General features: G+C 59.6%; 22 protein-coding genes. 20 read left to right on the forward strand and 2 right to left on the reverse strand.

What is annotated here, in order from left to right:
• The 12 genes from BBIA_RS14495 to BBIA_RS14365 all read left to right on the forward strand — a co-directional run.
• Window positions 1-612 (forward strand): hypothetical protein (locus BBIA_RS14495; RefSeq protein WP_051924084.1); only part of this gene is annotated, 612 nt, incomplete at its 5' end.
• Window positions 612-1,052 carry a WhiB family transcriptional regulator gene (locus tag BBIA_RS12700; RefSeq protein ID WP_033496435.1) on the forward strand — a complete coding sequence of 147 codons (441 nt, stop codon included), beginning with the start codon at window positions 612-614 and terminating at the stop codon, window positions 1,050-1,052. The genes BBIA_RS14495 and BBIA_RS12700, both read left to right, overlap by 1 nt.
• Window positions 1,053-1,071: 19 nt before the next feature.
• On the forward strand, window positions 1,072-1,569 hold the full coding sequence (locus BBIA_RS12705; RefSeq protein WP_033496436.1) for a hypothetical protein: 498 nt from the start codon (window positions 1,072-1,074) through the stop codon (window positions 1,567-1,569).
• Between the two features lie 69 nt (window positions 1,570-1,638).
• The gene (locus tag BBIA_RS12710; protein WP_033496438.1) at window positions 1,639-2,193 is read left to right on the forward strand and encodes a hypothetical protein; all 555 of its coding nucleotides are present in this window, start codon (window positions 1,639-1,641) and stop codon (window positions 2,191-2,193) included.
• A gap of 116 nt (window positions 2,194-2,309) precedes the next feature.
• Complete coding sequence (locus BBIA_RS12715; RefSeq protein WP_033496440.1) at window positions 2,310-2,894, forward strand: ParA family protein; 585 nt, start codon at window positions 2,310-2,312, stop codon at window positions 2,892-2,894.
• A complete protein-coding gene (locus BBIA_RS12720) occupies window positions 2,891-3,094 on the forward strand; it encodes a hypothetical protein (RefSeq protein ID WP_033496442.1) in 204 nt (67 codons plus the stop codon). The genes BBIA_RS12715 and BBIA_RS12720 overlap by 4 nt, the downstream gene beginning before the upstream one ends.
• A 3-nt stretch (window positions 3,095-3,097) precedes the next feature.
• A complete protein-coding gene (locus BBIA_RS12725) occupies window positions 3,098-3,328 on the forward strand; it encodes a hypothetical protein (protein WP_033496444.1) in 231 nt (76 codons plus the stop codon).
• 360 nt (window positions 3,329-3,688) lie between these two features.
• On the forward strand, window positions 3,689-3,952 hold the full coding sequence (locus tag BBIA_RS12730; RefSeq protein WP_033496446.1) for a hypothetical protein: 264 nt from the start codon (window positions 3,689-3,691) through the stop codon (window positions 3,950-3,952).
• Window positions 3,930-4,493, forward strand: a complete 564-nt coding sequence (locus BBIA_RS12735) for a hypothetical protein (RefSeq protein ID WP_152600670.1) — start codon at window positions 3,930-3,932, stop codon at window positions 4,491-4,493. The genes BBIA_RS12730 and BBIA_RS12735 overlap by 23 nt, the downstream gene beginning before the upstream one ends.
• A complete protein-coding gene (locus tag BBIA_RS12740) occupies window positions 4,493-4,735 on the forward strand; it encodes a hypothetical protein (protein WP_033496450.1) in 243 nt (80 codons plus the stop codon). The genes BBIA_RS12735 and BBIA_RS12740 overlap by 1 nt, the downstream gene beginning before the upstream one ends.
• Before the next feature lie 375 nt (window positions 4,736-5,110).
• The gene (locus BBIA_RS12745; RefSeq protein WP_033496452.1) at window positions 5,111-5,602 is read left to right on the forward strand and encodes a hypothetical protein; all 492 of its coding nucleotides are present in this window, start codon (window positions 5,111-5,113) and stop codon (window positions 5,600-5,602) included.
• Entirely contained in the window at window positions 5,599-5,979 is a 381-nt protein-coding gene (locus BBIA_RS14365; protein ID WP_033496454.1) for a hypothetical protein, read from the forward strand. The genes BBIA_RS12745 and BBIA_RS14365 overlap by 4 nt, the downstream gene beginning before the upstream one ends.
• A 38-nt stretch (window positions 5,980-6,017) precedes the next feature.
• On the opposite strand, the gene BBIA_RS12755 is transcribed toward BBIA_RS14365, so the two are convergent.
• The gene (locus BBIA_RS12755) at window positions 6,018-6,317 is read right to left on the reverse strand and encodes a hypothetical protein (RefSeq protein ID WP_238548526.1); all 300 of its coding nucleotides are present in this window, start codon (window positions 6,315-6,317) and stop codon (window positions 6,018-6,020) included.
• A gap of 331 nt (window positions 6,318-6,648) precedes the next feature.
• On the opposite strand from BBIA_RS12755, the gene BBIA_RS12760 reads away from it, so the two are divergent.
• The 8 genes from BBIA_RS12760 (at window position 6,649) to BBIA_RS14005 (ending at window position 22,144) form a co-directional block, all read left to right on the forward strand.
• Window positions 6,649-10,485, forward strand: coding sequence for an LPXTG cell wall anchor domain-containing protein (locus BBIA_RS12760; protein ID WP_051924085.1), 3,837 nt, complete (start codon window positions 6,649-6,651; stop codon window positions 10,483-10,485).
• A 140-nt stretch (window positions 10,486-10,625) separates the two neighbouring features.
• Window positions 10,626-12,020 (forward strand): DUF2142 domain-containing protein, encoded by a 1,395-nt coding sequence (locus tag BBIA_RS12765; RefSeq protein ID WP_033496458.1) that lies wholly within the window; start codon window positions 10,626-10,628, stop codon window positions 12,018-12,020.
• A gap of 130 nt (window positions 12,021-12,150) precedes the next feature.
• Window positions 12,151-12,564: a hypothetical protein gene (locus tag BBIA_RS12770; RefSeq protein ID WP_033496460.1), complete on the forward strand. Its 414-nt coding sequence runs from the start codon at window positions 12,151-12,153 to the stop codon at window positions 12,562-12,564.
• Window positions 12,565-12,610: 46 nt separating this feature from the next.
• Window positions 12,611-14,401, forward strand: coding sequence for an isopeptide-forming domain-containing fimbrial protein (locus BBIA_RS12775; protein WP_033496462.1), 1,791 nt, complete (start codon window positions 12,611-12,613; stop codon window positions 14,399-14,401).
• 52 nt (window positions 14,402-14,453) lie between these two features.
• A complete protein-coding gene (locus BBIA_RS12780) occupies window positions 14,454-15,386 on the forward strand; it encodes a class C sortase (protein ID WP_081892417.1) in 933 nt (310 codons plus the stop codon).
• A gap of 23 nt (window positions 15,387-15,409) precedes the next feature.
• Window positions 15,410-16,660, forward strand: a complete 1,251-nt coding sequence (locus BBIA_RS15010) for a DUF5011 domain-containing protein (RefSeq protein WP_160268267.1) — start codon at window positions 15,410-15,412, stop codon at window positions 16,658-16,660.
• A gap of 42 nt (window positions 16,661-16,702) precedes the next feature.
• Window positions 16,703-19,081: a DUF5011 domain-containing protein gene (locus BBIA_RS14000; RefSeq protein ID WP_081892421.1), complete on the forward strand. Its 2,379-nt coding sequence runs from the start codon at window positions 16,703-16,705 to the stop codon at window positions 19,079-19,081.
• A gap of 816 nt (window positions 19,082-19,897) precedes the next feature.
• Window positions 19,898-22,144: a DUF5011 domain-containing protein gene (locus BBIA_RS14005; RefSeq protein WP_238548527.1), complete on the forward strand. Its 2,247-nt coding sequence runs from the start codon at window positions 19,898-19,900 to the stop codon at window positions 22,142-22,144.
• 65 nt (window positions 22,145-22,209) lie between these two features.
• On the opposite strand, the gene BBIA_RS13610 is transcribed toward BBIA_RS14005, so the two are convergent.
• Window positions 22,210-22,701: an HTH domain-containing protein gene (locus BBIA_RS13610; protein ID WP_051924089.1), complete on the reverse strand. Its 492-nt coding sequence runs from the start codon at window positions 22,699-22,701 to the stop codon at window positions 22,210-22,212.
• Window positions 22,702-22,928 lie beyond the last annotated feature (227 nt).

Genomic DNA, 22,928 nt, shown 5'->3' on the forward strand with positions numbered 1-22,928 from the left:
GAAACCGTCGTCAAGGTCGCCCTGTGGGCCACGAGCCCCGCCGCGCCAGACGCGGCGAGCGTGTCGGGCGGCAAGCCGTACGACGGTTTCTGGCGCAGAACGGTCACCGGCGTTCGATCGCTTGAATCGAGCTGGGATCGCATCGTCGCCCAAATGGCCGACGATCGCGACGGAAGGGCCACGCTTGTCCGGCTTGGCATCTCCACGCTCACGCCGGCGGATACCGCCGGCCGTCCCGGTCCGACGGCTCCCTCGTACGGTATCCCCGACGACATCGACCGACGCGTGAACCGTCTCCTTCCCGCGGATCTGTGGCAGCTGCACGACTGCGACCAGCAGGCTACGCGCCTGAAACTGCGCGCCCTGCTCAAAACCAATCCCGACATGGACGGCCACGAGCTCGCCGCCCAAGCGGTCGAATACGGGCGAACACGCTACCGGGCCGCCCTCGATGCCGAACGACGCGTTCGCGCTGACCGAGAGGCACGCTCCCGCGCCGCGAAGGCCGCGCTCGACGAGTACCGACGCTCCCACGGCGGCAGCTGCTTCATCGGCAGCGGCAAGCCAAGCGGCTCCGTCGTGGTCACCGGTCCGGGCGGAAGGAGCATGTGATGGGCATCAAACGTGCTTCATGCGCGGAGCTCGAAAAACGCAACCCGCACATCGCCGACGTCTTGTGGCATCAAGCCGAGGAGGGCGGGCGGCGCAGCCCGAAGGCCGTGGACCTCGCGATCATGATCTGCATGTCCTGTCCGCTGCGCATGGAATGCCTCGCCGACTCGATCGCGAACGTGTTCGACGACGAGTCGATCTACGGCGGCATGGGTCGCAGGGAACGCCAGACGATCGCCGGGATCATGGAAAACGACGGCGTCCACGCTCGTCGACGCGACGGCGTCGATCCCGACAAGAGACGGCTTGCGGCGCTCGAATGGCTTCGCGCACACCGTCCGATCGTCGATCAGGTCACCAGCATGCGCCGTGAATACTGGCGCGAAGACTATCGCAAACGCAAGGCACGGGCCCGGCAAGCCGAACCCGTTTCCGCCTGACCATCTGAAAGGAACTGTCATGGAACAAGTCAATCAGCAGGACTCGTTCTGCCAGGCTGCTGCTGACGTGCTCGACGGTCGTAGACTCCTGCTCGTCGGTCGTGACGACGGTTCGGCCCGTCCGGCATGGACTCGCAATGGCATGGACGGATGCTTGGCCAGCATCGATCTGAGCGGATGCCCGGCGATGGCGGATCAGACTCCGGTCAAGCTCGCACCGGCATTGTCCGCCGCTCCGGACGTATTCGTGCCGAGCCTGCTGTATGCCGTGCATCGTGCCGCATCCCAGCTGAGCCGTCGATGCTGGTCGGCAGACGGGACCGTCTCCTACCGGCCCGTTGACGTGGTCGACGTGATCTGTCGTCGTGAGCCGGCTGACCCGCTGTCGGAGCTTGGCGTGCTCGCCGACCTGTGCTTGCCGTGCCTGTGCAGGAACAAGAGCGGCATCGGCGTGTTTCCCGGCACGTTGGAAACCACGTTCGTTTGCCTTGCCATCCTCTACCAGCATCTGCGCTGACACATCACAAGACACGGTTTACAGGTTTTTCGTTTTATCGGTTTTTCCAGTATTGAAAGTGAGGGTCTTATGACCATTGAAATGCCCATCGCCCCCGACATGTCGACCATGATCGCGGGTTCGTTTTCCAAGCTCACGCTCGGCGATCTCGTCGACGGGTTGCATCTGCGTTTCCTGCGCCTGCGCGGTGGAGATCCCGTGCCCGCATGGTCCCAGGATGGCGTGCATGGCCTGATCGCGCGCATCGACTTCTCCTTGGCCGACGAACATGATCCGATGAGCGGTTCGGTTGACTTCTCCCCGTGGTTCAATGAGGCTCCGGCCGGATACCGGCAGTTCCTCGGCGTGACCGCGGTGAAGGGCCGCGACCTGCTGATCTCCGAGGGCGGTCTCGAACACCAGCGTGACCTTGATCTTTCCACCGAAGTGCTCGTCGTGTGCGAGCCGCTCGAGCCGAACGATTTCCGCGTGCCTCCCGACGTGCTCGTCGACATCGATCTGACCGGGGCCGCCTCGAACACGCACGACTTCATCCTCGTCAAGGCCGATTATGACCGGTACAGGCAGTCCCTCGCGGGGGCTGCGGTTGTCCTGTCCTCGTTCGCCTACGGTGCCCTGCTCTGAGTATCCCCGCTCCGGCGGCTCGTTTATCGTGCCGCCGTCGGCCGATTCTTCGGTTTCTTGTCTTTTTGGTTTTTCAAGTTATCGGTTTTTCATTTTTTCCGGAAAGAGGTTTTCTTATGATCGTCACCGTTGCCAACGCGAAGGGCGGGGTCGCTAAGACCACGAGCTGCATCTATCTGGCTCAGGCCGCGCTGCTGCGCGACCCGGACCTGCCGATCGAGGTCCTGGACGCCGACCCGCAGTCGAGCGCAACCCAGTGGAGCATGGACGCCGAGGATGATGCGAGTCCTCTGGGATTCGACGTGCATGAGGCGAACCGCGCCACGCTGGAACGCGTGGCCCGGCGCCATCGGTCGGGTCTAACGCTCGTGGACACCCCGCCGGCGGGTCAGGTGCTTGACGTGGCTTGCAACGTCGCGGACTTCGTGATCGTGCCTACCCGACCCACTCCGCTGGACCTCCAGCAAACGTTCAAGTGGACTCGCACGTTGGCCAAACCGCACGCGGTACTCGTCCTCGACGCTGACCCGCGCACCACTGCCTGCCGCGATACCTTGGAATCACTCGACGCGGAGCAAATCCCGCGTTTCGACACGGTCGTGCGTCACCGCCAGGACATTCTCAAGGCATTCATGCGCATGCCCGACAAGCTGTGGGAGTACGCGGACGTATGGAAGGAAATGATCGAGGTCCTGTCGTGATCCTGCGTTCCCTGCTCATGTTCGCGCTGATCATGGGCATGTCCGGCTTGTATTTTGCCTGCTCGTGGCTTGTCACGCGACTTCTGTCGCGTGCGGGTCTGCCGGTCGACGACATGGAGTGCATGCTGCTCACCGTCGCCATCGGCGTCCTGTTTCTTCTGACCGCGATGCTCGCGGTCATCCCACTCATGGAAGGCTGACTGATGAAAAACAACAACTTCAAACCCACTGCCTCGTCGCTGCGCGTGGAATCCGCCAAGGACGTATTCCGTACGGACCGGGATCCGGATGCGGAGCCCACCGTCAACACCAGCATGAAACTGCTTGTGGAGACCCGTAACAGGCTCAAACTCTATGCGGCCGCGCACGGTCTGAAAATGCAGGACGTCGTCGAGGATGCGATCAATGAATACCTCGAACGGATGGGAGGCTGACATGGGTAAATGGGCAAGCGTTGCCGTCTGTCCCCGCTGCGGCCATCCCGTTCACTGGCGATGGCACGGTAACTCGATCAAGACCTCGCAGCCCTGCGACTGCTGCGGATGGGGCGGCACGGTCACCATGCTGCGCATTCCCGCCAAAACCGCGCGCGCCGAGCTGCGACGCATGCACGAAACGGCCTTACGAGACTGGAAGCAAGGCGTGGAAGCTCCCAAGCGCGTATGGGGCGCTCCATCTGATTCGACCGGTAGTGGCGGTACGAAGAAACCATTGGGAAGATAAACCCAAAAACCGATAAACCGGGGGCGTTCCACGGTGGAGCGCCCCCTCTGGTAGACAAGGAACCATTCACTATGACTGATGCAACACCGAACGATGATATGACAGGCCCGAGCGTGGAGGCGCAGCTTGAAACGGCCCGTACCCTGCAAGCCATCGCCAGCCGTCTCCTCGTCTGGTCGGCGGACATGACCTCCACGATCGTGGATCCCGATGATCTTGAGGATGCCCGTCGCGCTATGAGTGACCTGTCCGACGAACTGTCGTGGGCGGCTCAACGCCTGGACGATATGCTCGACGATGACGGCGAAGGCGATGGGCATGACGACGAAGCATGACACAACCACCGATACCGTCGATCTCGCGCCATACATGAGGCCCGGAGACGCGGGCGACATGCTCGCCGACCTGCTGCCTCCGGGCGCTAGACCCGCATTATGTGCGATGAGCGGCCTCGTCGTCGGTGTCGCCGACTGGATCCTCGTCCGGGATGCGATAGCTACCCTGATCATGGGCGGATGCGGAGTCATCGTCACCATGAACGTACTCCACGTTCTCACTCTGCGCGCTCGACAGCGGCACGAGGGAATTCCTCTGGCTCCCATCCTGAACGAGCAATGGGGTATCGACCATTCCAGCGCACCCGACTTCGTCCCCGAGGACGGGACGCGCGTGCTCATCATCTGCGTCGACGAAACGCATCGCGACGCATGGCACCTGATCCGCACGGGCAACCGGCTCCGTCTGACCGACCGAGACGGCAACGTCGTCCCGCCTGACCACCGGTCACAGTCACCTGAACCACGAAACCGACAAGAAGATATACCAGAAAACCACAAAACCGATAAACCGTCCGCCATGAAGAAAAGGGCTTGCTGATGTGGTTTCTTGCTCGAATCGTTTCCTTCTGGCCTGCTTTCCTCGAGGTGATGTTCTCCACGTGTCTGGGCGATCTGTTCGTTTGCGGCGTGCTGCTGCCCGTCTCTCTGGCGCTGGTGCTGCTGCCGTTCGCACAGTCTCGCGTCCGCCGTGCTCTACTGGTGTTTCTCTTCTTCACGGCCTGGGGATTTGCTTTGCTTGTTCTGGCCGTAGGAGGCTTGTTGGTCGTGGGAGGGAGGTGATTGTCATGTCGAGTTTGCTTGAACTGTATGCCATTGACGAGATTGTCGCCGTCGAAGCGCCGTTGCTCATTCGTACTGCGGAAGCCATTGCGGATGGCGAATCCATGGAATGATATGATGCGCTCGTCCGGATTACTGGACAGTGCATAACGGGACTCCGCACGCTTGTAGAGGTGCGGAGTCCTTCTTTTTTCGTTCTCTTCTCGTCTTGGCGGCATGATGGTCATCGGTTTTTGGGTATCCCGGTTTTTCGGTATCGGCTTGATTCCAAGGATCGCGTAGTTCCGGGCGACACGCTTGTTCGAATGAATGTTCGTGTTTTATGGCGTATTATCCATGTAGTCGAACAAATGTACGATTTCGTGGGAGGTTGACATGACGAGCTTGGATTCCACGGCACTGGGCGAGGTGATCGTCCGAGTGACCCGCAAGTGGGTGTTCGACGAGACCGGTGCCGATTTGACGCCCGGCATGGTAGAGACGCTGATCGAACGCATTGGCCGCGTGCAGGAGACCGCTTCGATGCTGTCCCTGATTGACTCATGTCGTGCGGTGGACACCGATCCTGCGGCGCGCGAACTGCTCCGGCTGCTCGCTTGTGAGGATCCGACCGGCCGACCGTTCGACCAGCACCGGCGTCGCGCCTGCGAGGATCACCTGACCATGGCCGCTGGTCTCATCGCCCGTTTGACGGCCGCCCGCTACGGGTATGATGAGCGCGTCGAACGCGAGGCGATCCGGCTGCGGCTCGCCGACGATCCCCGGTATGCGCGCACGCTGCTCATGGAATCGTTGGACGTGATCGAAATGGTGCTGGAGCTCCAGTACGCGTCTGCCGAACGCCGAAGGGAGGCGACTGCGCGATGAGCTCCCAACTGTTCCGCCACAGTTGCGGACACTACGAGCGCGTGAACGTCGATGCGTCCTACCGCGTCGTCAGCCTGAAGGTCAAGCGGATCGAGATGACCGAATGCGCGATGTGCGAGGCCGCGCGCACGCGCATGCTCAACGTGACGACCGGATTCGGCGAACTGTGGGGTACCAAGGAGGATTGCATGCGCGCCGAGGGCATCCGCCGGCGTACCCTCGCCCAAGTCGACGCGTGCATCGAACACGCCCTGCGACGCGACCGCGACGCGTGGGAGGAACTCCGACGCCGCGTCCTCAGATTCAATGACGCGGCATGGTGGATCGAGCACAAAAACGACGCCATCGTGATGATCGCCCAGGAAATCGACCTTTGAACCGTTTTCCCGTTTTATTGGTTTTTCGGTTTTTGGGTTTATCGGTTTGTGAGGCCGGGAAGATGCTCCGCGAGGAGCCGCCCGGCCTCCGCGTCGTCGATGACCCCGAGTTCGCGTTCCTCAAGGATGAGGTTCGTGTACGCCATGCGTTCCGCTACGCCGGGCGGGAGCATGTCCTCCGGTCTCATATCGGGCTCATATGGGATATCGTCCGTGTCTGTTCCTTCGATCTTGTATGGAATGTCGTATAGTTCCACGTCCTCGATGTCATGGGGCATGATCCCGTTCTTGAGGGTGACGGTGATTTCCTCGATGCTGCCGTCGAGGTCGGTCAGCATGCACACGCCGTTGCCGTCTCGTTCTGTGTATTCGCCGATTTCCGGGATCCCGTTTCTGACGAACCTGCACATGCGCAGTGTTCCCGTGGTGTCCATGATGTCGTGTCCTTGCCGCCTTGGAGGCGTTGGTGCCTTTCCCGTGGCTCATGCCACGGTCTTTGCAGGATAGCAGGGAATCGGTTTGCTGGTTTGCTGGTTTCTCGGTTTTTAGGTTTTCTGGTTTGCGCGTGTAGGGGGTAAATTTCCCGATCACGCACGGAACCCCCCCGTATGGTGCGTTTACGGTCGAGGACGTCTATTGGTCCTGCATCGTGCGGGGGAAAGGAAATCCATGAGCAAGGAAGAACGGCGGGGATCCGCTGTGAGAGGGTGGCCGCGTCGAGCGGCCGTGATCGTGGCTGGGCTGACGGCCGTCGGCATGCTGGCGGGGCCGGTGACGGCCGCGTCCGCCGACCAGCCGTCGACGGCGGACACGACGCAGGTACTGGTGCCGACCGCCGGGTATCGGCTGGGATTGTCGTTGACGATGAGTCGTCCGGACACGGGTCTTGTGGTGGGCGGTACCGGCGTGATCCGCACGACGGTGCATGTTTCGCGTGGCCAGTCCATCGTGGACGAGCGGGTCGCGGTATTGACCGTATTGCATTACGAGGGTCATCCCCATGGGTATGCGAAGAAGACTGTGGTGTCCAAGCGTGCGGTCGCGTTGAATCACGGGGACACGGCGGGCGGATCGTTCAGTCCGGCTGATTTCGGTTGGGATTCCTGGCAGGAGGGCGAGTATTGGTTCCAGTCCACCGCCACCCGGCAGGGGAGCATGATCGCGGATGCGTCTACCACGGCGCATGATCCCGCCGTGTCGTTCTCGTTGATGTCCAAGGCTCCCCAGGTGCCGTTGCGTCGCGTGGACGACGTGACCGCGGCTGACGGCATGAGCGCGCATGTCACGGTGTCGTCCGGCACTGGCGTGGGCGGTTGGCGCATGACTCTTGCGGACAAGCTCGACGCGCATGGCACGCGCGTGTCCGTGAAGGGCATGCGCGTGATGATGGACGATCGGAACGTGTCCGATGATTGGACGTTGACGTGGGACGGTGAGAAAAGCGTGGTTACGGCCGTGTATGACGGGCAGCACATGCTGCCCTCGTACCGGACGGTCACGCTGGAGTATGATCTGACGGTCCATGATCCGTCGACCGGCTTGGTCGACGGCCGCGCGTGGAGCGAATGGAACGAGGGGGAGCGGACGCAGTCCGGTGAGGCGAGCTTCCGCCAGTGGGCTCCGAACCCGAACGTTGCATGGATTCGCTACGACACGGATAAAAACCAGTGGACGACGGTCGCCGACGCGGACCGGTCGAACACGGTCGGCGTAGACGGCAAGCGTCTCCTCGACGGTGATAAGACTAGTCTCGCGGTGAACGGCACGTTCCCGAAGGATCCCGCCCAAGCTCCGGAAACGTTCTCCCTGTCGGCCGATTGGACCGCTGCCGCGGACCTGTTTCAAGCGGACGCGGAGAACGTGCGCGTGTACATGGCGAACACCCGCGACGTGACCCGTCCCACCGTAGGCGACATCGCAGTCAAAGGCCGGGACGTGACCGACCAGTTCACGATCGACGTGAAGGATGATACGATTACCGCCCGGTTGAACTCGCAGTATCTGGACTCGCTCGCCACGGACGGTACCAACCGCCAGTACACGCTGCTCATCCCCGGACGGATCAGCTACAAGGATGGCGTCGCGGGCATGCTCGCCTCGCACGGCAAGAATGCCGGCAGCGAACTTGACGCGTGCGCCACGGCGGACGGCATCGCCTACACCGCGACCGGAGCGCAGACCGTGAACGAGCAGACCGTCACTACGAATCGTCCCGGCATCTGCGCGTACGTGCCTGGCGTGACCATGCGCGTAACGAGCCCGGTCACAGGCCGGGACGCGAACAACAAGTACGCGGGGGAGGGCGACATGCTCGCATACGCGATGTCTACCGCTCCGACGCTGCCTGATCTCGCCTACCCCGTGAACCAGGTGACGTTGACCGGATCGTATGATCCGAACACGATCCCCGACTGGACGAGCCTGACCGTCTCCGGTCAGTCCACCGCGCTCGACAAGCATGATTACACGCTGACCCGTGACGACGCGCATCATCGGTTCACGGTCACGCTCACCGGCAAGATGTTGGACATGTGGAAGACGAACGGCAAACCGCAGCTCACGGTTTCCTGGCATGCCACGGTCCACTACACGTCGGACACGTCCAAGACGACCGCGTCGGGCACGCTTGCCGTGAACGGGCAAACCACCGCATCGGATACGGTATCGGTTCTTTCATGCCGGGCGGACGGCTCGTGCAAACCGACCGGCACGCAAACCACCACGGGAGAAGACTCAACGAGCGTGGACGGCAAGAGCGTCCTCTTGGGTGACAAGTTCGTCTACCGGGCGACACTGAAATCCGCTCAGGCATCCTCTGCCGCGTCCCCAGTATGGAGGCTCGGCCTCGTGTTCGACTATGACGCGAACCATGTGACCGCCGACACGTCCAACATTCGTCTGATCGACATGACCACCGGCCAGGATGCGACCGTCCGCGCGAACATCACGACGGACGCGAAACGCGGCCTCGTGTACGCGTTCCTGAAAACCGTCGACACCACCGTCAACGGGCATACCGTCAAGGGCGACCCGCAGCCGACAGACCTCGCCGCCTACGCGGCCAGCGACGACCACGATCCGACTCGGGACCCGGCCATCGACCAGACGGTCCTCGGACACGAATTCCAGCTCGTCATCCCCGTCCAGGTCACCAAGACCAGCGACGCGCTCGTCCGCCTCGACGCGAAGGCCACGCAAATCACCGACCGCACGCGCGTCGACGGCGAGGTCATGTCGACCACCTTGAAACCGATCAGCCCCTCGCAGGACGTGACCGTGAACGTGGGCGACCAAACCTCCAACGGTGGCAGCGTCTACCAGAACAGCCAGTTCCTCTACCGCATGGACTCCAGTCTCCTGCCTCCCGACCGTGCCGAACGTAAAATAACCCAATGGGCGTTGACCGGCAAATATGATCCCAAGTACGACCGGTACACGGGCCAGTGGGCAGTGTACGCGACCCGCGACGTCATCCAGGGCGGGCGCATGATCGCCCATAAGGGCGAACGCATCGCCGGCAGCGGATACACCAACCCGAACGGCGACTGGTTCACCGTCACCGACCATAACGGCGTCCTGACCGTTACCGCGACCGCAGTCTATCTCAACCTCGTGTCCGCGAACACGCTCGGCGATCAGGGATGGCGCGCATACGCGCAGTTCACGCGCATCGCGGCAGCGGACCGCGTCGGCATGACCATCACCGAAACGCTCAACGGGCAGACGCGCGGCACGTCCGTCGCTTGGACGCGCACCCCCGACCGTACGCCACGCTTGACCATCGTGAAATACGATACGGTCAGCGGCATCACCAAGGGCGACCGGAACAGCACCGACCAAGCACTGAAACTTACCGAACCACGCACCAAGCTCACGTTCCGCATCACGAACGCGAGCGGCACGGACGCGAACGGCAACGGCTCCTGGTTCCGCGCGCGTGATCTGGTACTGTCCGACAGGCTCGTCGCCGGCGACGGCAAAGTCCAGTTCGAATACCCGGCCGATTGGGAGACCCGCATCCTCAAACCCGGCGAGCACATCGACGTGACCGGCTGGCTGACCGGCGTGAAAACCCATCACACCGACCGCGCCACCGTAACCGGCACACCGCTCGGCACCTGCCCGGCCGTCGACCGGCAACCGTTCGACGGCGAGGACACGCAGCCCGTCGACCGCGACAGCGTGAACGTGAACGGCCTCGTACTGTGCCGCGACACCAAGGTCACCAGTCAAGCCGACGACTGGAACGCGTACGCGGGCGACACACTGCTCGCGAACACGGGCATGGGCAATACGTGGCTCGCACTCACCATCGGACTGGTGATCCTCCTGATCCTGTTCTGCGTGTTCAGCCTGTGCAAGACCGCCTCCCGAGCCGATCATGCCCTTGAACGCAACCGCCGACTCAAGGCGGCGAATCTCGCATCGCCGGGGGAACCTTCCGCAGACGTGGATGAGCTACGACAGCGACTCGACTCGCACTCCGACGCCAAGACGTCCGACTGACCGATCGTGTCTCGTTCCCGATAAGGGCCGCACTTGGTGCGGCCCTTTTTATTGATCACGCACGCAACCCCCCTGCCGGGTTTTTAGATTCAGCATTCGTCCCATATCTGAACGGTCGACCTTTCGTGGGAGGAGAGCGGATGAACACACGCATGGGAGGCATCGTCTGCCTGATCGTGTTCCTGTTGAGCACGGGAGTGCAGGGATGCGCATACCTGTTGAACATCGGACCATTAACCATGCCGGATCCCGGACTCCACGCCGTCGCACCGTACGCGCTGGCCACCGGCCAAACGCTGAATCCAGTGATCAGCCAACGCGACCAGATCGGCAACATTCGCCGCATCCAACCCATCCAAGCGCCCGCCAGTCTCATCGGCGAACACACGCACGCACGCAACGCGACCGTGACCGGCATCCTGTACACGGACGGATCCTTCTTCTCTCGAGATGAGCAACGCGAGCAGCAATACCAATCCCTGACAGCCGATGCCACATTCATCAGCGGCAACGGCAGATCAAACCAGTATCCACCACTCGCCTACCTGCCGCAGTCCATCGGAATGCGCGTTGCGCTCAACGCCCGCCGCAGCATGTGGACCGTATTGCAATGGGGAAGGTATGCCAACCTTCTCGCGTTTATGATCGCCGCAGGCACGGCCATCCTTCTCGCCGGGCGAGCCCGATGGATGCTGTGCATGGTTGGTATGAATCCGGTAAGCGTGTTCTGCGCTTCAAGCCTCATGGGCGACGCCACACTCATTGCTGCCGGCATGCTCACCGTCGGCCTGTTCATCCGCCTGCTCGATCATCCCGATGGACGGTTCGCCCGTCTGCTGCCGATCCCGCTTGGCGTGCTCGCGCTCCTGTTCGCCACGAAAATCGTGTATCTGCCCCTGCTCGTCCCGTTCCTCGCCGTACCGTCCCGGCATTCCGTGCTACGCCGCTTCGTAACGGGACTCCTAGTCCTGCTGCCGGCACTGGTCCTGCTGGCATGGTGGAGCATCCGCTACCAGTACGTGCCCATCGGACTGGGAGTGAAACTGGCCTCGAATCGGACGTGGATCGTCTCCCATCCCATCCGCACGATGATCGTGATCAGCGCGAACATGCTTGCATACGTGCAGCGTGAACCCTTCTCGTCCATGCTGAGCCTGCTCATGCCCGTACTCATCGCATTGTTCTTCCTGTACGCGCGACGCCCCGTCGTTCTTCCCTCCGGCGGGGAAGCCGAACGATCCACGCGCCGGTATCACCGCCGACTGAACCGGGTGTTTCAACCGTTCATGCCGATCATCGACTGGGCGAGTGCATACCGGTTCACGATTTGCACGGTTCTCTCCTGTGCGCTGAGTCTGGGACTCATGTTCGGCTCTCTCCTCGTCACTTGGACGCCCACCGCGAGCCTGACCCGGGGGATACCCGTCCTGCCCGGTTTTCAGGAACGCTACCTGTGGCCGTTGCTCCCATTGCTTGCACTGCCCGCTTGGGACGCGCGGCGAGACCGTCAAAAAAATCTTCGGAAAATTTGCTGATCACGCACGGAACCCCCCTAGCGTGTTCCTAGGTTTGGGTTCCGTCAGCTTCAAGAAGGCATAAAGCCGGCTTGGAGACTCCTGCGGACACGGGTTCGCGGGGGATGCGGAACAACGGAGGGAGCGGACGATGGCCGCGATCAAGAGCCAGACCACGGTGAGCGGGGACGTGCTCGCCGACCCGAACTATTGGGACGACTACGAGGGCAAAGGGCCACGCCTGACCCTGATGCTCCTGTACGCGCCGAGACATTGGGACGAGACTGAAGGCCGCTGGCAACAGTCGGACTCGGGCCAGACGCGTATCAAGCTCCAGTATTCGGGCAATGCCGCCCGCCGTGTCCATCTCCTGTTCGACCGGGGCGTGCTCCGGATCGGTCTTCCTGTCCACGCGCACGGCCGCGTCTCCGACACACCATGCGTGCGCAAGTACCGGGGGCGGCTCGAAACCAGCCATCTCGTGTACGCGGAAGACCTCGACGTTGACCTCGTCACGCTCGCCACGCGCGATCCCCAGTTGACGGGATTCACTGCCGTCGCCTGACACAGGGTTTTTCTCAATAACCAACAGAGAAAGGAAACAAACCATCATGGCAATCACCACCAACAGGATCGTCAAGCGTACGCTTGCCGGCCTGATCGCCGCAGCCAGCCTGACCATGGGCATGGCCGCCACCGCGAACGCCGCCTCGCCGACCAACGTGGACGTGTCCAACAAGGAATCGATCACCGTGACCGCGACCCGTTCCGGCGCGTTCACCGGTAAGACCGATACGATCCAGGCCATCGAACTCGGCAAGTATCTGTCCGCCCAGTCCACCGACGGTGGTCAGACGATCTCCGCGGTCGGCGTGGACACCCCGACCACGTACCGTCAGGCTCTCGTCGACGCGTTGACCGCTGCCGGCGTGAAGAACATTGACAAGGACAATCCGCTCAACACGGTCCTCGACGTGACCGGCGACAACGGCAAGGACAAGCCGGCCTACTCGTCCGACCTGCGCGCCCTCGCCACCAGCCTGAACAACAACGCGACCATCAAGGCCGCGACCGGTGCGAAGGGCAAGGTGTCCTCCTCCGGCAACGGCAAGACCGACGACGTGCTCACCTTCAGCAACCTCGAAGCTGGCTACTATCTGATCCGCGATACCACGGCGTCCGGCAAGACCGCCGCCATCCCGATGCTCGTCGGCACCAAGGCTGGCGGCAAATCCTTCGCCAACAACCCGCTCGGTGTGGTCGTCTACAAGTCGATCGACGACAACCAGGGTGGTAACGGCAACGGCAACGAAAACGTCAAGCCTCCGGTCAAGAGCGCGGGCAACGGCCAGGGCACCGAACAGCACAAGGTCGGCGATACCGTCAACTACACCGTCAAGGCGTGGGTGCCGAACACGACCGGCTATCCGGGTTACCGTTTCCAGCTCGTTGATACGCTCGGTGCCGGCCTCGACTACACCACCGGTTCCTACAAGGTCACCGTCGGCGGCAAGGCCCTCGACGCGAAGTACGTGAAGTTCTACCAGGGCACGCAGAACAAGCGCGAACTGCACTGGGAGTTCGGCCTTGACCACGCGATCACCGGCAACACCGTGCGCGACATCCTCCAGGGCGACGCGAAGACCATTTTCACCCCGGGTGCCGAAGTCGTGGTCACCTACTCCGCGACCATCAACTCCGACGTGACCGACAGCACTGCGAACGCGCAGAACAAGGTTGAAATGGATTACTCCAACAACCCGAACGCGTGGAGCGAACCGGCCGGCAAGAAGCCCGGTGAGAACCCGGACACCCCGGGTCAGGACAAGCCGGTCGAAGTGCTCCTCGGCCAGGCCGACATCAAGGCCACCGAGAACATCGACAAGAACAACGCGCAGTCCGTCCAGTCCGCCAAGCCGCTGCAGGGCGTCAAGTTCCAGGTTGGCCAGTACACCAACGGCGGCGCGTTCACCGCGTTGAAGTTCGTCGCGAACGCCGACGGCTCCTACACGCTGGCGGACGCGGATGATACCAACACCGTGTCCGAGTTCACCACCCCGGCTTCCGGTGTGATCACCCTCAAGGGTATTTCCGGTAACTATCAGGTCAAGCAGACCGCCGCCGCCACCGGTTGGTCCGACGTGTACCTCGCGGACTTCGTATTCAACTCCGCCGCGACCAAGACCGCGAAGACCGCGACCCTGAACGCCGATCAGACGCTCAACAAGCGTAGCCTCGCCTACCAGATCAACGCGGACACCATCGGCTTCATGTCGGTCAAGAACAAGACCCAGCTGCCGAACACCGGTAGCAGCATGGGCGCGATCCTCATGGTCGTCAGCGGCGTGGCCGTCGCCGGCGGCGTGGCCCTCGCGTTCAAGTACCGCAAGCAGGAAGCCTGACAGCGACTCCCCTCACGCAAGCGAGGGGAGCAGTCGTGAATAGGGAGGACCGATGACCCACAGCCAACCCATGGGACGAACGAACGCCAGACGTGCGTTCCGACGCCGGTGGATGGGCAAATGGGTCTCGGTCCTCCTCATATTCATCGCAGCGAGCATGCTCACCGGTGTCGCCGTAAGCCACGCGTACGCTGCCGCTGAACTCGACCAAGCCAGCCAACAGGCTGCCATGGTGCCCAGCAGCGAACAGGACCAAATGATCCGCCAAGCACGCGAATACAATCGCAAACTCGCCAAAAACGGCCAATACGTGCTCGGCGAAGCACAGGACCCGTTCCTGCAGCTCCAAGGCGAACAACGGCCCGCCAGCGAAACCGACACCGCATACGTCAAAGCGTTGAACACCGACGGCGACGGCACCATGGGCTCGATCTCGATCCCAAAAATCAACGTCGACCTGCCCATCCTGCACGGCACCAGCCTCGACACGCTCGACCACGGGGCCGGCCACATGTACGGCACCAGCCTGCCCGTGGGCGGCACGAACACGCACAGCGTGATCAGCGCCCACAACGGCATGACCAAAGCCCTCATGTTCACCAACCTCGGCGAAATGCGCGAAGGCGACGCATTCTACCTGCACATAGCCGGACACACGTTCGCCTACAAGATCGACCGGGTCACCAAAATCCTGCCCAACGACTTCTCGAAACTCACCATCCGAAAAGGCGAAGACCGGGTCACCCTCATGACCTGCTGGCCATACGGGCGCAACACCGAACGTCTCCTCGTCTCGGGCCTCCGGGCCAGCATGCCCGACCAAGTACCTTACGAGCAGGACGTCCAACGACAAAACCCGATCATCGCCGACCGATTCGCCCTAGCCGCCACAGGACTCATGCCCTGCGCCATCGGCTACGCCGGATGGACCGGATGGACATATCGCAGAGCAGCAAAAAAACTCCCCTGCAAACACAAAGCATAACCACACGAAGAGAAAGGAAAACAATGAATAAGCTAAAGCAAATAGAAATTGCTCGTTTTGAAACATTGGCTATAAAACCAATTCTAATACTTATAGTGATTGGTTTGAGTGCCATTATTCCGGTTTCTGCAAATGCTGCCTCTAGTAGTACGGTAGATACAAGGTCGACTCGTAGTTGTGAAGGAAACTATAGAAGTATTTCATCTTTAACTGTACCCGATAACACTCTTTTTTCTACTCCTGCAGTCAGTGGAGCAACCATCACTGCTAAAATGCCTGTGACGGATGCTAACGGGCGTGCTGTTGATTATTGGGTTGCGTCATACTCGTACTGGCACTCTGGGGAATATCCTGATTACGGAACTCAAACGGTATCAATCCATATACCTGCTGGTTCAACTGCTTCTTTTACTGTCGGTATCGAGTGTAATGAGGGAATCGTAGGCTATCTTAACCCCATTAAATATGGCACCATGGATGTGTCTATTTCCAATGGGAAACAGTATTCATTTAAGTCAGATATGTCTTCTAGTACTTCAAGTACTACTTCGCCTGCTTTTAGATGGCATATCGATTCCGCGCCTGTGTTAAAAAACACTCCACCGGATATTAAAAATGCTAATGATGTAACAGTAGAGGCTGGAAGCGTGTTTGACCCGCTCGATGGTGTTACTGCCACAGATGTAGAAGATGGCGATCTGACCTCGAAAATTACGGTTGACGGTAAGGTGAACTCGAACGTACCCGGTAGTTACACGTTGAACTATAAGGTTACTGATTCTGACGGTCAAACTACAAGTGCTGATCGCATCATCACTGTCGTCGACACTACTGCTCCTACCATCACGGGCGTGACTGCTAAGACCATAGCCTACGGTTCCATATTCGATCCTCTTGCCGGGGTAGCCGCCACCGACATCGTCGACGGCACCGTCACGGTCAAGGTCGCGTCTGGCAGCGTGAACACGGGCAAGGCCGGCAAGTACGAGCTGACCTACACCGCGACCGACAAGGCTGGCAACACGGCCACGGTCAAGCGCATGATCACCGTGGAAGTCCACGTGAAGGCCACCATGCCCATGACTGGTTCCATGGGCGGAATCGCATGGGGGGGGGGCTTCGCTACTGCTCCTGCTCGCTGGACTCGCGTTCGCTGCATGGAGGCGCATCATGCTGCGCTAATCAAGCTCATTCCTTTTCTGAAGAGTCGAATCGGTTTGCGGGATCGTCACAACACAGTGGTGGTCTCACAGGCCGGTTCGACTCTTTTTTGATCTGATCCCCGGCATGATCCATCAACAGAGAAAGGAAAAGCAATGAACGACACGCAACGGTCGCGCGACGGCATGAAAACCGTTCTTTGCGCTGCGTTACTTGCCACAGCGTTGTCTGTGTCTGGTTTGGTCGCTGGTACGGCTCATGCCGATACCATCGCTGAAAACCTGAACATGTACACCTGCGACGGCAGTGATCCGCAGACTTCGCAATGCACTCAGGCCCAAGCCAACAACATGGGGCATAAAGATTCCGTATTTGTAAAATGGGATTGCAAGTACGATGACGAGTACTATGACAACGGTCATATCTATCATTATTTTGACTGCAATTCCATTTGGAATGACGTCAATGGCAATCCAGTGCCCGCGAGTACCGCCACAGTCACTTACGACTGGGTTCTTAGCTCGGATAGTGGATCTTCCTCTGAAGTTGTGACCCAAACGGTTGATATTCCAGCAGGACAATACACAGCACGGACTCTTCGTCCATATAGGTCTGATTTGGGAGCCCTGCTATACACCAATAAGGTCATTCTTCGAGGCTTTAAGGATTCCCGCGATGGGAAAATCTACACGCGTTCCGAACCCATTACTGTCGGAGCCGGTGAACGGGTCTCTCTTACCGCAGCATTGGAAAAAGTGTCCTCTGATGGGAAAGTCCGTGGAACCTCGTCGGAGCCCAAGATTTATTACGATACCGGCAAAGTCGGCATCATGTTGGACGGTGTCAGCTATGAAGGCCCTCAACCTGTGGTGAGGGATGGTTACGTGCAATTCACCATTGCCGACAAGCACGCATATCGTTATTACCTGTATTGTGTAAACGATTCCAATATCGATACCAGTACTGATGACATTCTGGAACCTGGTAATTACGTATTGACCAATATGCCTGCCGACGAATCGAATCCAACCGCCACTCAGAAATTCGACCTCTATAAAACTAGTTATGGAACGGATACCCCGTATAAGGGTGATGGTGAAAAAGTCGCCAGCTTGTCCACTTTGACCGATTTTCAGCGAAACTTCGAATTCAAGGCCGCTTCGGTTTACTGGAGTGGAGTGACCGATACTCGGATTCCGATTGGAGGATCCTTCAACCCTTCTTCCGTGTACCTGCATTCACCGGCATCCGGCACCAGTGGTGACTACCGCACAGATGTCATCAGCAATAATGTCGATACCACCAAACGCGGCAAATACACCGTTGTCTACAACGGATACATGTATAAAAAGTTTGACAAGAAAACCAAATATCCCGTCAGCAGTTGGTCGCATACCGTCTACGTTGGAGATTGGACTCAACCGGTATTCTCCGGCGTAACCAATAAGACCATTGCGGCTGGAAGCAGTTTCGATCCAAAGTCCGGAGTAACGGCCAAGGACGAGACCGACGGTGACGTTACCTCTTCCATCAAAATCACTGGTGCGGTCAACCCGGCCAAGCCCGGTTCGTACACGCTGACCTACACGGTCAGCGATAAGGCCGGCAACACCGCAACCGCGACGCGCGTGATCAAAGTGACGGACCAGACCAAACCGATTCTCTCCGGCGTCGACAACAAGGAAGTTTCCCAAAACTCCACGTTTGACCCTCTCGCCGGTGTAACTGCCACCGATAACGTCGACGGCAAGATCACCAATATCACCGTCACTGGCACCGTAGACACCAGCAAACTCGGCACCTACACGCTGACCTACACGGTCAGCGATAAGGCCGGCAACACCGCAACCGCGACGCGCGTGATCACCGTCGTTGAAGTCAACAAGCCCGTCATCACAGGCGCGAACGGCAAAATCATCGAAGCGGGCAGCACCTTCGACCCAAAGTCCGGAGTTACTGCCACCGATAAGGAAGATGGCAACCTGACCTCCAAGATCACGATTACTGGAACCGTCAACAACGTGAAGCCCGGTGCATACAAGCTGACCTACACAGTGACAGACAAGGATGGTCATACCACCAGCGTGGATCGCACCATCACCGTGGTCGATACCACAGCTCCGACCATTAAGGGTGCGGATGCCAAGACCATCGCCTATGGTTCCAAGTTCGATCCCCTTGCCGGGGTAACCGCCACCGACATCGTCGACGGCACCGTCACGGTCAAGGTGACAGCCGGCAGCGTGAACACGGGCAAGGCAGGCGAGTACGAGCTGACCTACACCGCGACCGACAAGGCCGGCAACACGGCAACCGCTAAGCGTGTCATCACGGTGGAACTGCAGCTGAAGGCCACTATGCCGAAGACCGGCTCCGTGACCGGTTTCATCACGGGGGGGGGGTATCGCGATTCTGCTCGCTGTGGCACTCGTGTTCGCATTCGCGACGCGCAAGCACAGCATCTGATCCCATTCTCCTGTTCCTTTCACATCGAGCCGTCTGGCAAGGCCGGCACGCCCAATAACGCGTGCTGACCCTACCGGGCGGCTCGATGCGTTCTGCACCAAACCAACCCAGTCCCTATGAAATAACTAGAGAAAGGAACACGGATGAACATCTCTCCGGGAACATCCCAAAAGAAGGGAAAAACATTGATCCGGATCATGGCAGGCGTCGCAGTCTCGGCGCTTAGCTTGATCTCGTTTGTAACACCAGCGTCGGCTGCTTCAACTTCATTGGATCAGACTTTGCCCACGGATTCTGGAGTATTGTATTACGGCGTTAATCTAGCTGGTGCCCGTGAGACCTATATACCGGCGGGCACCAAGCTGACTTCCAGCAGTTCCGGAGGCTATTGCACCGTTACTGGTGGTGGTGTGACATGGTTTAAAGTCAAGAAATCTTGTTATGGACTAGGGCTAAAGCTTACTGGTATAAATGTCAGGTCCGGTAGTGGTTCCAGGGAGATCGGTAAGATCACGACTGGTAAGGGCGAGGAGACCGTGACGCTTACTTATACAAATGGCGTGGCTCAGTCTCTGTTAGTTGGTGGCGATCGTCTGTTGGATCTTAACCAGACGGATTTTTACTTTAGGGATGGGGGCATAGGAGTGGGTAATCCCACCACGCCATTCAAGGCGAGGCCTCTTGTCGCTTCGTATGGGAACTCCACTATCCTAGTGGTTTCCTTACCCGCGGACGTGCAGGGGGATTCTAGTCTCGCTCCTTCTGATGGTTATGAGTATTCTGGAGTAATCGGGTCCTTTATCGGAGCATCCGATGCGGATCCAGATGATCCTATCTCTTATCCGAGCATTTCCATTGGTACGTTTATTGCCGGAAAACTAAAAATGAAGCCTGCTGGAACGATTGTTGGACAATCCTGGTATGTTAACTGGTATCCGACGTTCAATTTCAAAGGGCAGATTCTGGCGGACTCGAATAAGAGCCTAGTATTCCATGGTAGCGTGATCGGCAATGGTTCCTCATTCACGCAGAATGGGGATCAGGTAACTGGCACTCTTTATTCTTCCTCCATCACGGGCTCGGCAGGGATTAAGTTCAAGAATAATGCGTTTACCACGCCGGAAATCAAAGGCGCGACCGACAAGACCATTGACAAGGGAAGCGTCTTTGATCCTAAAGCTGGTGTGACGGCTAGTTCCAAGCGTGTTAATTCGACTACCGTGGATGATCTGACCTCGTCCATTACGGTTGATGGTACGGTGGACGTCAACCGGGTGGGTTCGTACGTTCTGACCTATAGCGTGACGAACCTGTATGGTGTCACTACGACCGTCAAGCGCACTATTACGGTTAAGGAGCCCAACAAGCCTGTGATCACCGGTGTGTTGAATAAGACGATCGAGGCTGGGGGCACGTTCGATCCGAAGGCGGGGGTGACGGCTAATGATGTCGAGGATGGTGACCTGACCTCGAAGATTGTCATCACGGGCACTGTTGATCCCAAGAAGACCGGCGCGTACACGCTGACCTACAAGGTGACTGACAAGGATGGCCACACTGTAAGCGTGGACCGCACGATCACGGTGGTGGATACTACCAAGCCTGTGATCACTGGTGCGTTGAATAAGACGATTGAGGCGGGCACGAGTTTTGATCCGAAGCAGGGGGTTACCGCCAGTGATACGGTCGACGGTGATCTGACCTCGCAGATCAAGACCAGTGGCACAGTGAACACGTCCAAGCCCGGCTCGTACACGATCACCTACACTGTGTCCGACAAGTCCGGAAACACGACGACCGTGTCCCGTGTGATCACGGTGGTGGATACGACGAAGCCGGTGTTGAAGACGCCGGGCGACGTGACGATCCATGTGGGCGACACGTTCGACCCGAAGGCTGGCGTGACCGCGTCGGATACGGTGGACGGTGACCTGACTTCGAAGATCCAGGTGACAGGTTCGGCTGACACGTCGACTCCGGGCAAGTATACGATCACGTACAAGGTCACGGACAATGCGGGCAACACCACGACCGCGACCCGCACGGTCACGGTCGTGGCGGTGAACGTTCCGGTGATCAAGGGCGCGACCTCGAAGACCGTCGAGGCCGCCACGAGCTTCGACAAGAAGGCCGGCGTCACGGCTTCCGATGTCGAGGACGGTGACCTGACGTCGAAGATTCAGGTGACGGGCGACGTGAACCTGAAGAAGACCGGCTCGTACACGCTGACCTATACGGTCACGGACAAGGATGGTCATACGACGACCGTGTCCCGCGTGATCACCGTCGTGGACACCACGAAGCCGGTCATCACGGGAGCCGCGGACAAGACCATCACCGAGGGCAAGACGTTCGATCCTAAGCAGGGCGTGACCGCCACGGATACCCTGGATGGTGACCTGACTCCGAAGCTGCAGATCACTGGCACGGTGGATGTGACGAAGCCGGGTAAGTACACGGTCAAGTACAACGTCTCGGATGCTGCGGGCAACAAGGCGATCGAGGTGACGCGTACGATCACCGTCACGGCCGCGAACAAGCCTGTCATCAAGGGCGCGTCCGCGAAGACGGTCGAGGCTGCCACGTCCTTCGACCCGAAGGCTGGGGTGACCGCCAGTGACGTGGAGGACGGTGATCTGACGTCGAAGATTCAGGTGACGGGCGACGTGAACCTGAAGAAGACCGGCTCGTACACGCTCACCTACAAGGTCACCGACAAGGACGGTTGGACCACCACCGTTACACGCGTCGTCACCGTGGTCGACACTACCAAACCGACTATTTCGGGCGCGACCGCGAAGACCATCGTCTCCGGCACCCAGTTCGATCCCAAGGCGGGTGTGACCGCGTCGGACACCTTGGATGGTGACTTGACTTCGAAGATCACGGTCACGGGCAGTGTTGACAGCGCGAAGCCGGGCTCGTACGAGTTGACCTATTCGGTCAGTGACAAGGCCGGCAATACGGCCACGGTTAAGCGCGTGATCACCGTCAACTCTCGCATGAACACCAGCATGCCCAAGACCGGCGGCAATGCGGGCCTCGTGCTCGTCATGGCCATTGTGGTCCTCATGCTGGGCATGCTGCTGCGCGTGTCCATGACGATGCGCGAGGCGTTCACCCGCCGATGACAAGGTAACGGTCGACTCCTCGAAATAAAGGACGGTGTCCCAGCGAATCCACTGGGCACTGTCCTTTATTCGTCTATGGTGCAACTGGCCTCTGTCGGACGATTCGAGGCCGCACTAGCGAGCCGTTCATTCTCCTGCCTGAGACTGCCAAGCTCCCGTTCGAGCATGCTGATGTAGTTGGACTGCTGGGCGATGATCTGGTCACGAAGATCCCCAGGTCTGATTGCCGGATCGTGCATATTCGCATTGTCGTCGAGTTGAGTGGGGGAGGGGAGAGGATCATCCTCGGCAGTGGTCAGACCGAGTATGCTGTCGGCTTCACCACGCCACCGGTTCGCACACCGTTCGATTCTCTTACGTCCGATGATGTCGGGGGTCAACCCGTACCGTTCAAACACGCGCATTGGACTCTCTCCATCGTTCATCGCCACGATGCACGCCTGCTTGAACCGAGTCGAATAGGTGATGCGGTTCTCGGTCACGTGAACCACCGCCGGCAACGTTGCCAAATGACGCACCTGCTCTCTGGTGAACCGTTTCTTCGCCACCGCAGCCACCCCCCCCCCATCCTTGTCGGGACTTGTGGCGGGTTCTAGTGATCGTTGCAACGCTTGGCTGATTGATGGGAGTGCCAGGTGGGAGACGAGAGCGCGCAGCGCGCGAGTAGGTGGGTGTTCGAGGGCGTGACGTACGCGACGCGTCGTGAGATGTGCGCGGCGCGGCGGGGACGGTACGTTGAGTATCTCAACGCGGGCATGAACTTCACGCAGGCCGCTCGCGCGGT

Origin of the sequence: Bifidobacterium biavatii DSM 23969 (genome assembly GCF_000741165.1) — a bacterium.
Lineage (GTDB): Bacteria > Actinomycetota > Actinomycetes > Actinomycetales > Bifidobacteriaceae > Bifidobacterium > Bifidobacterium biavatii.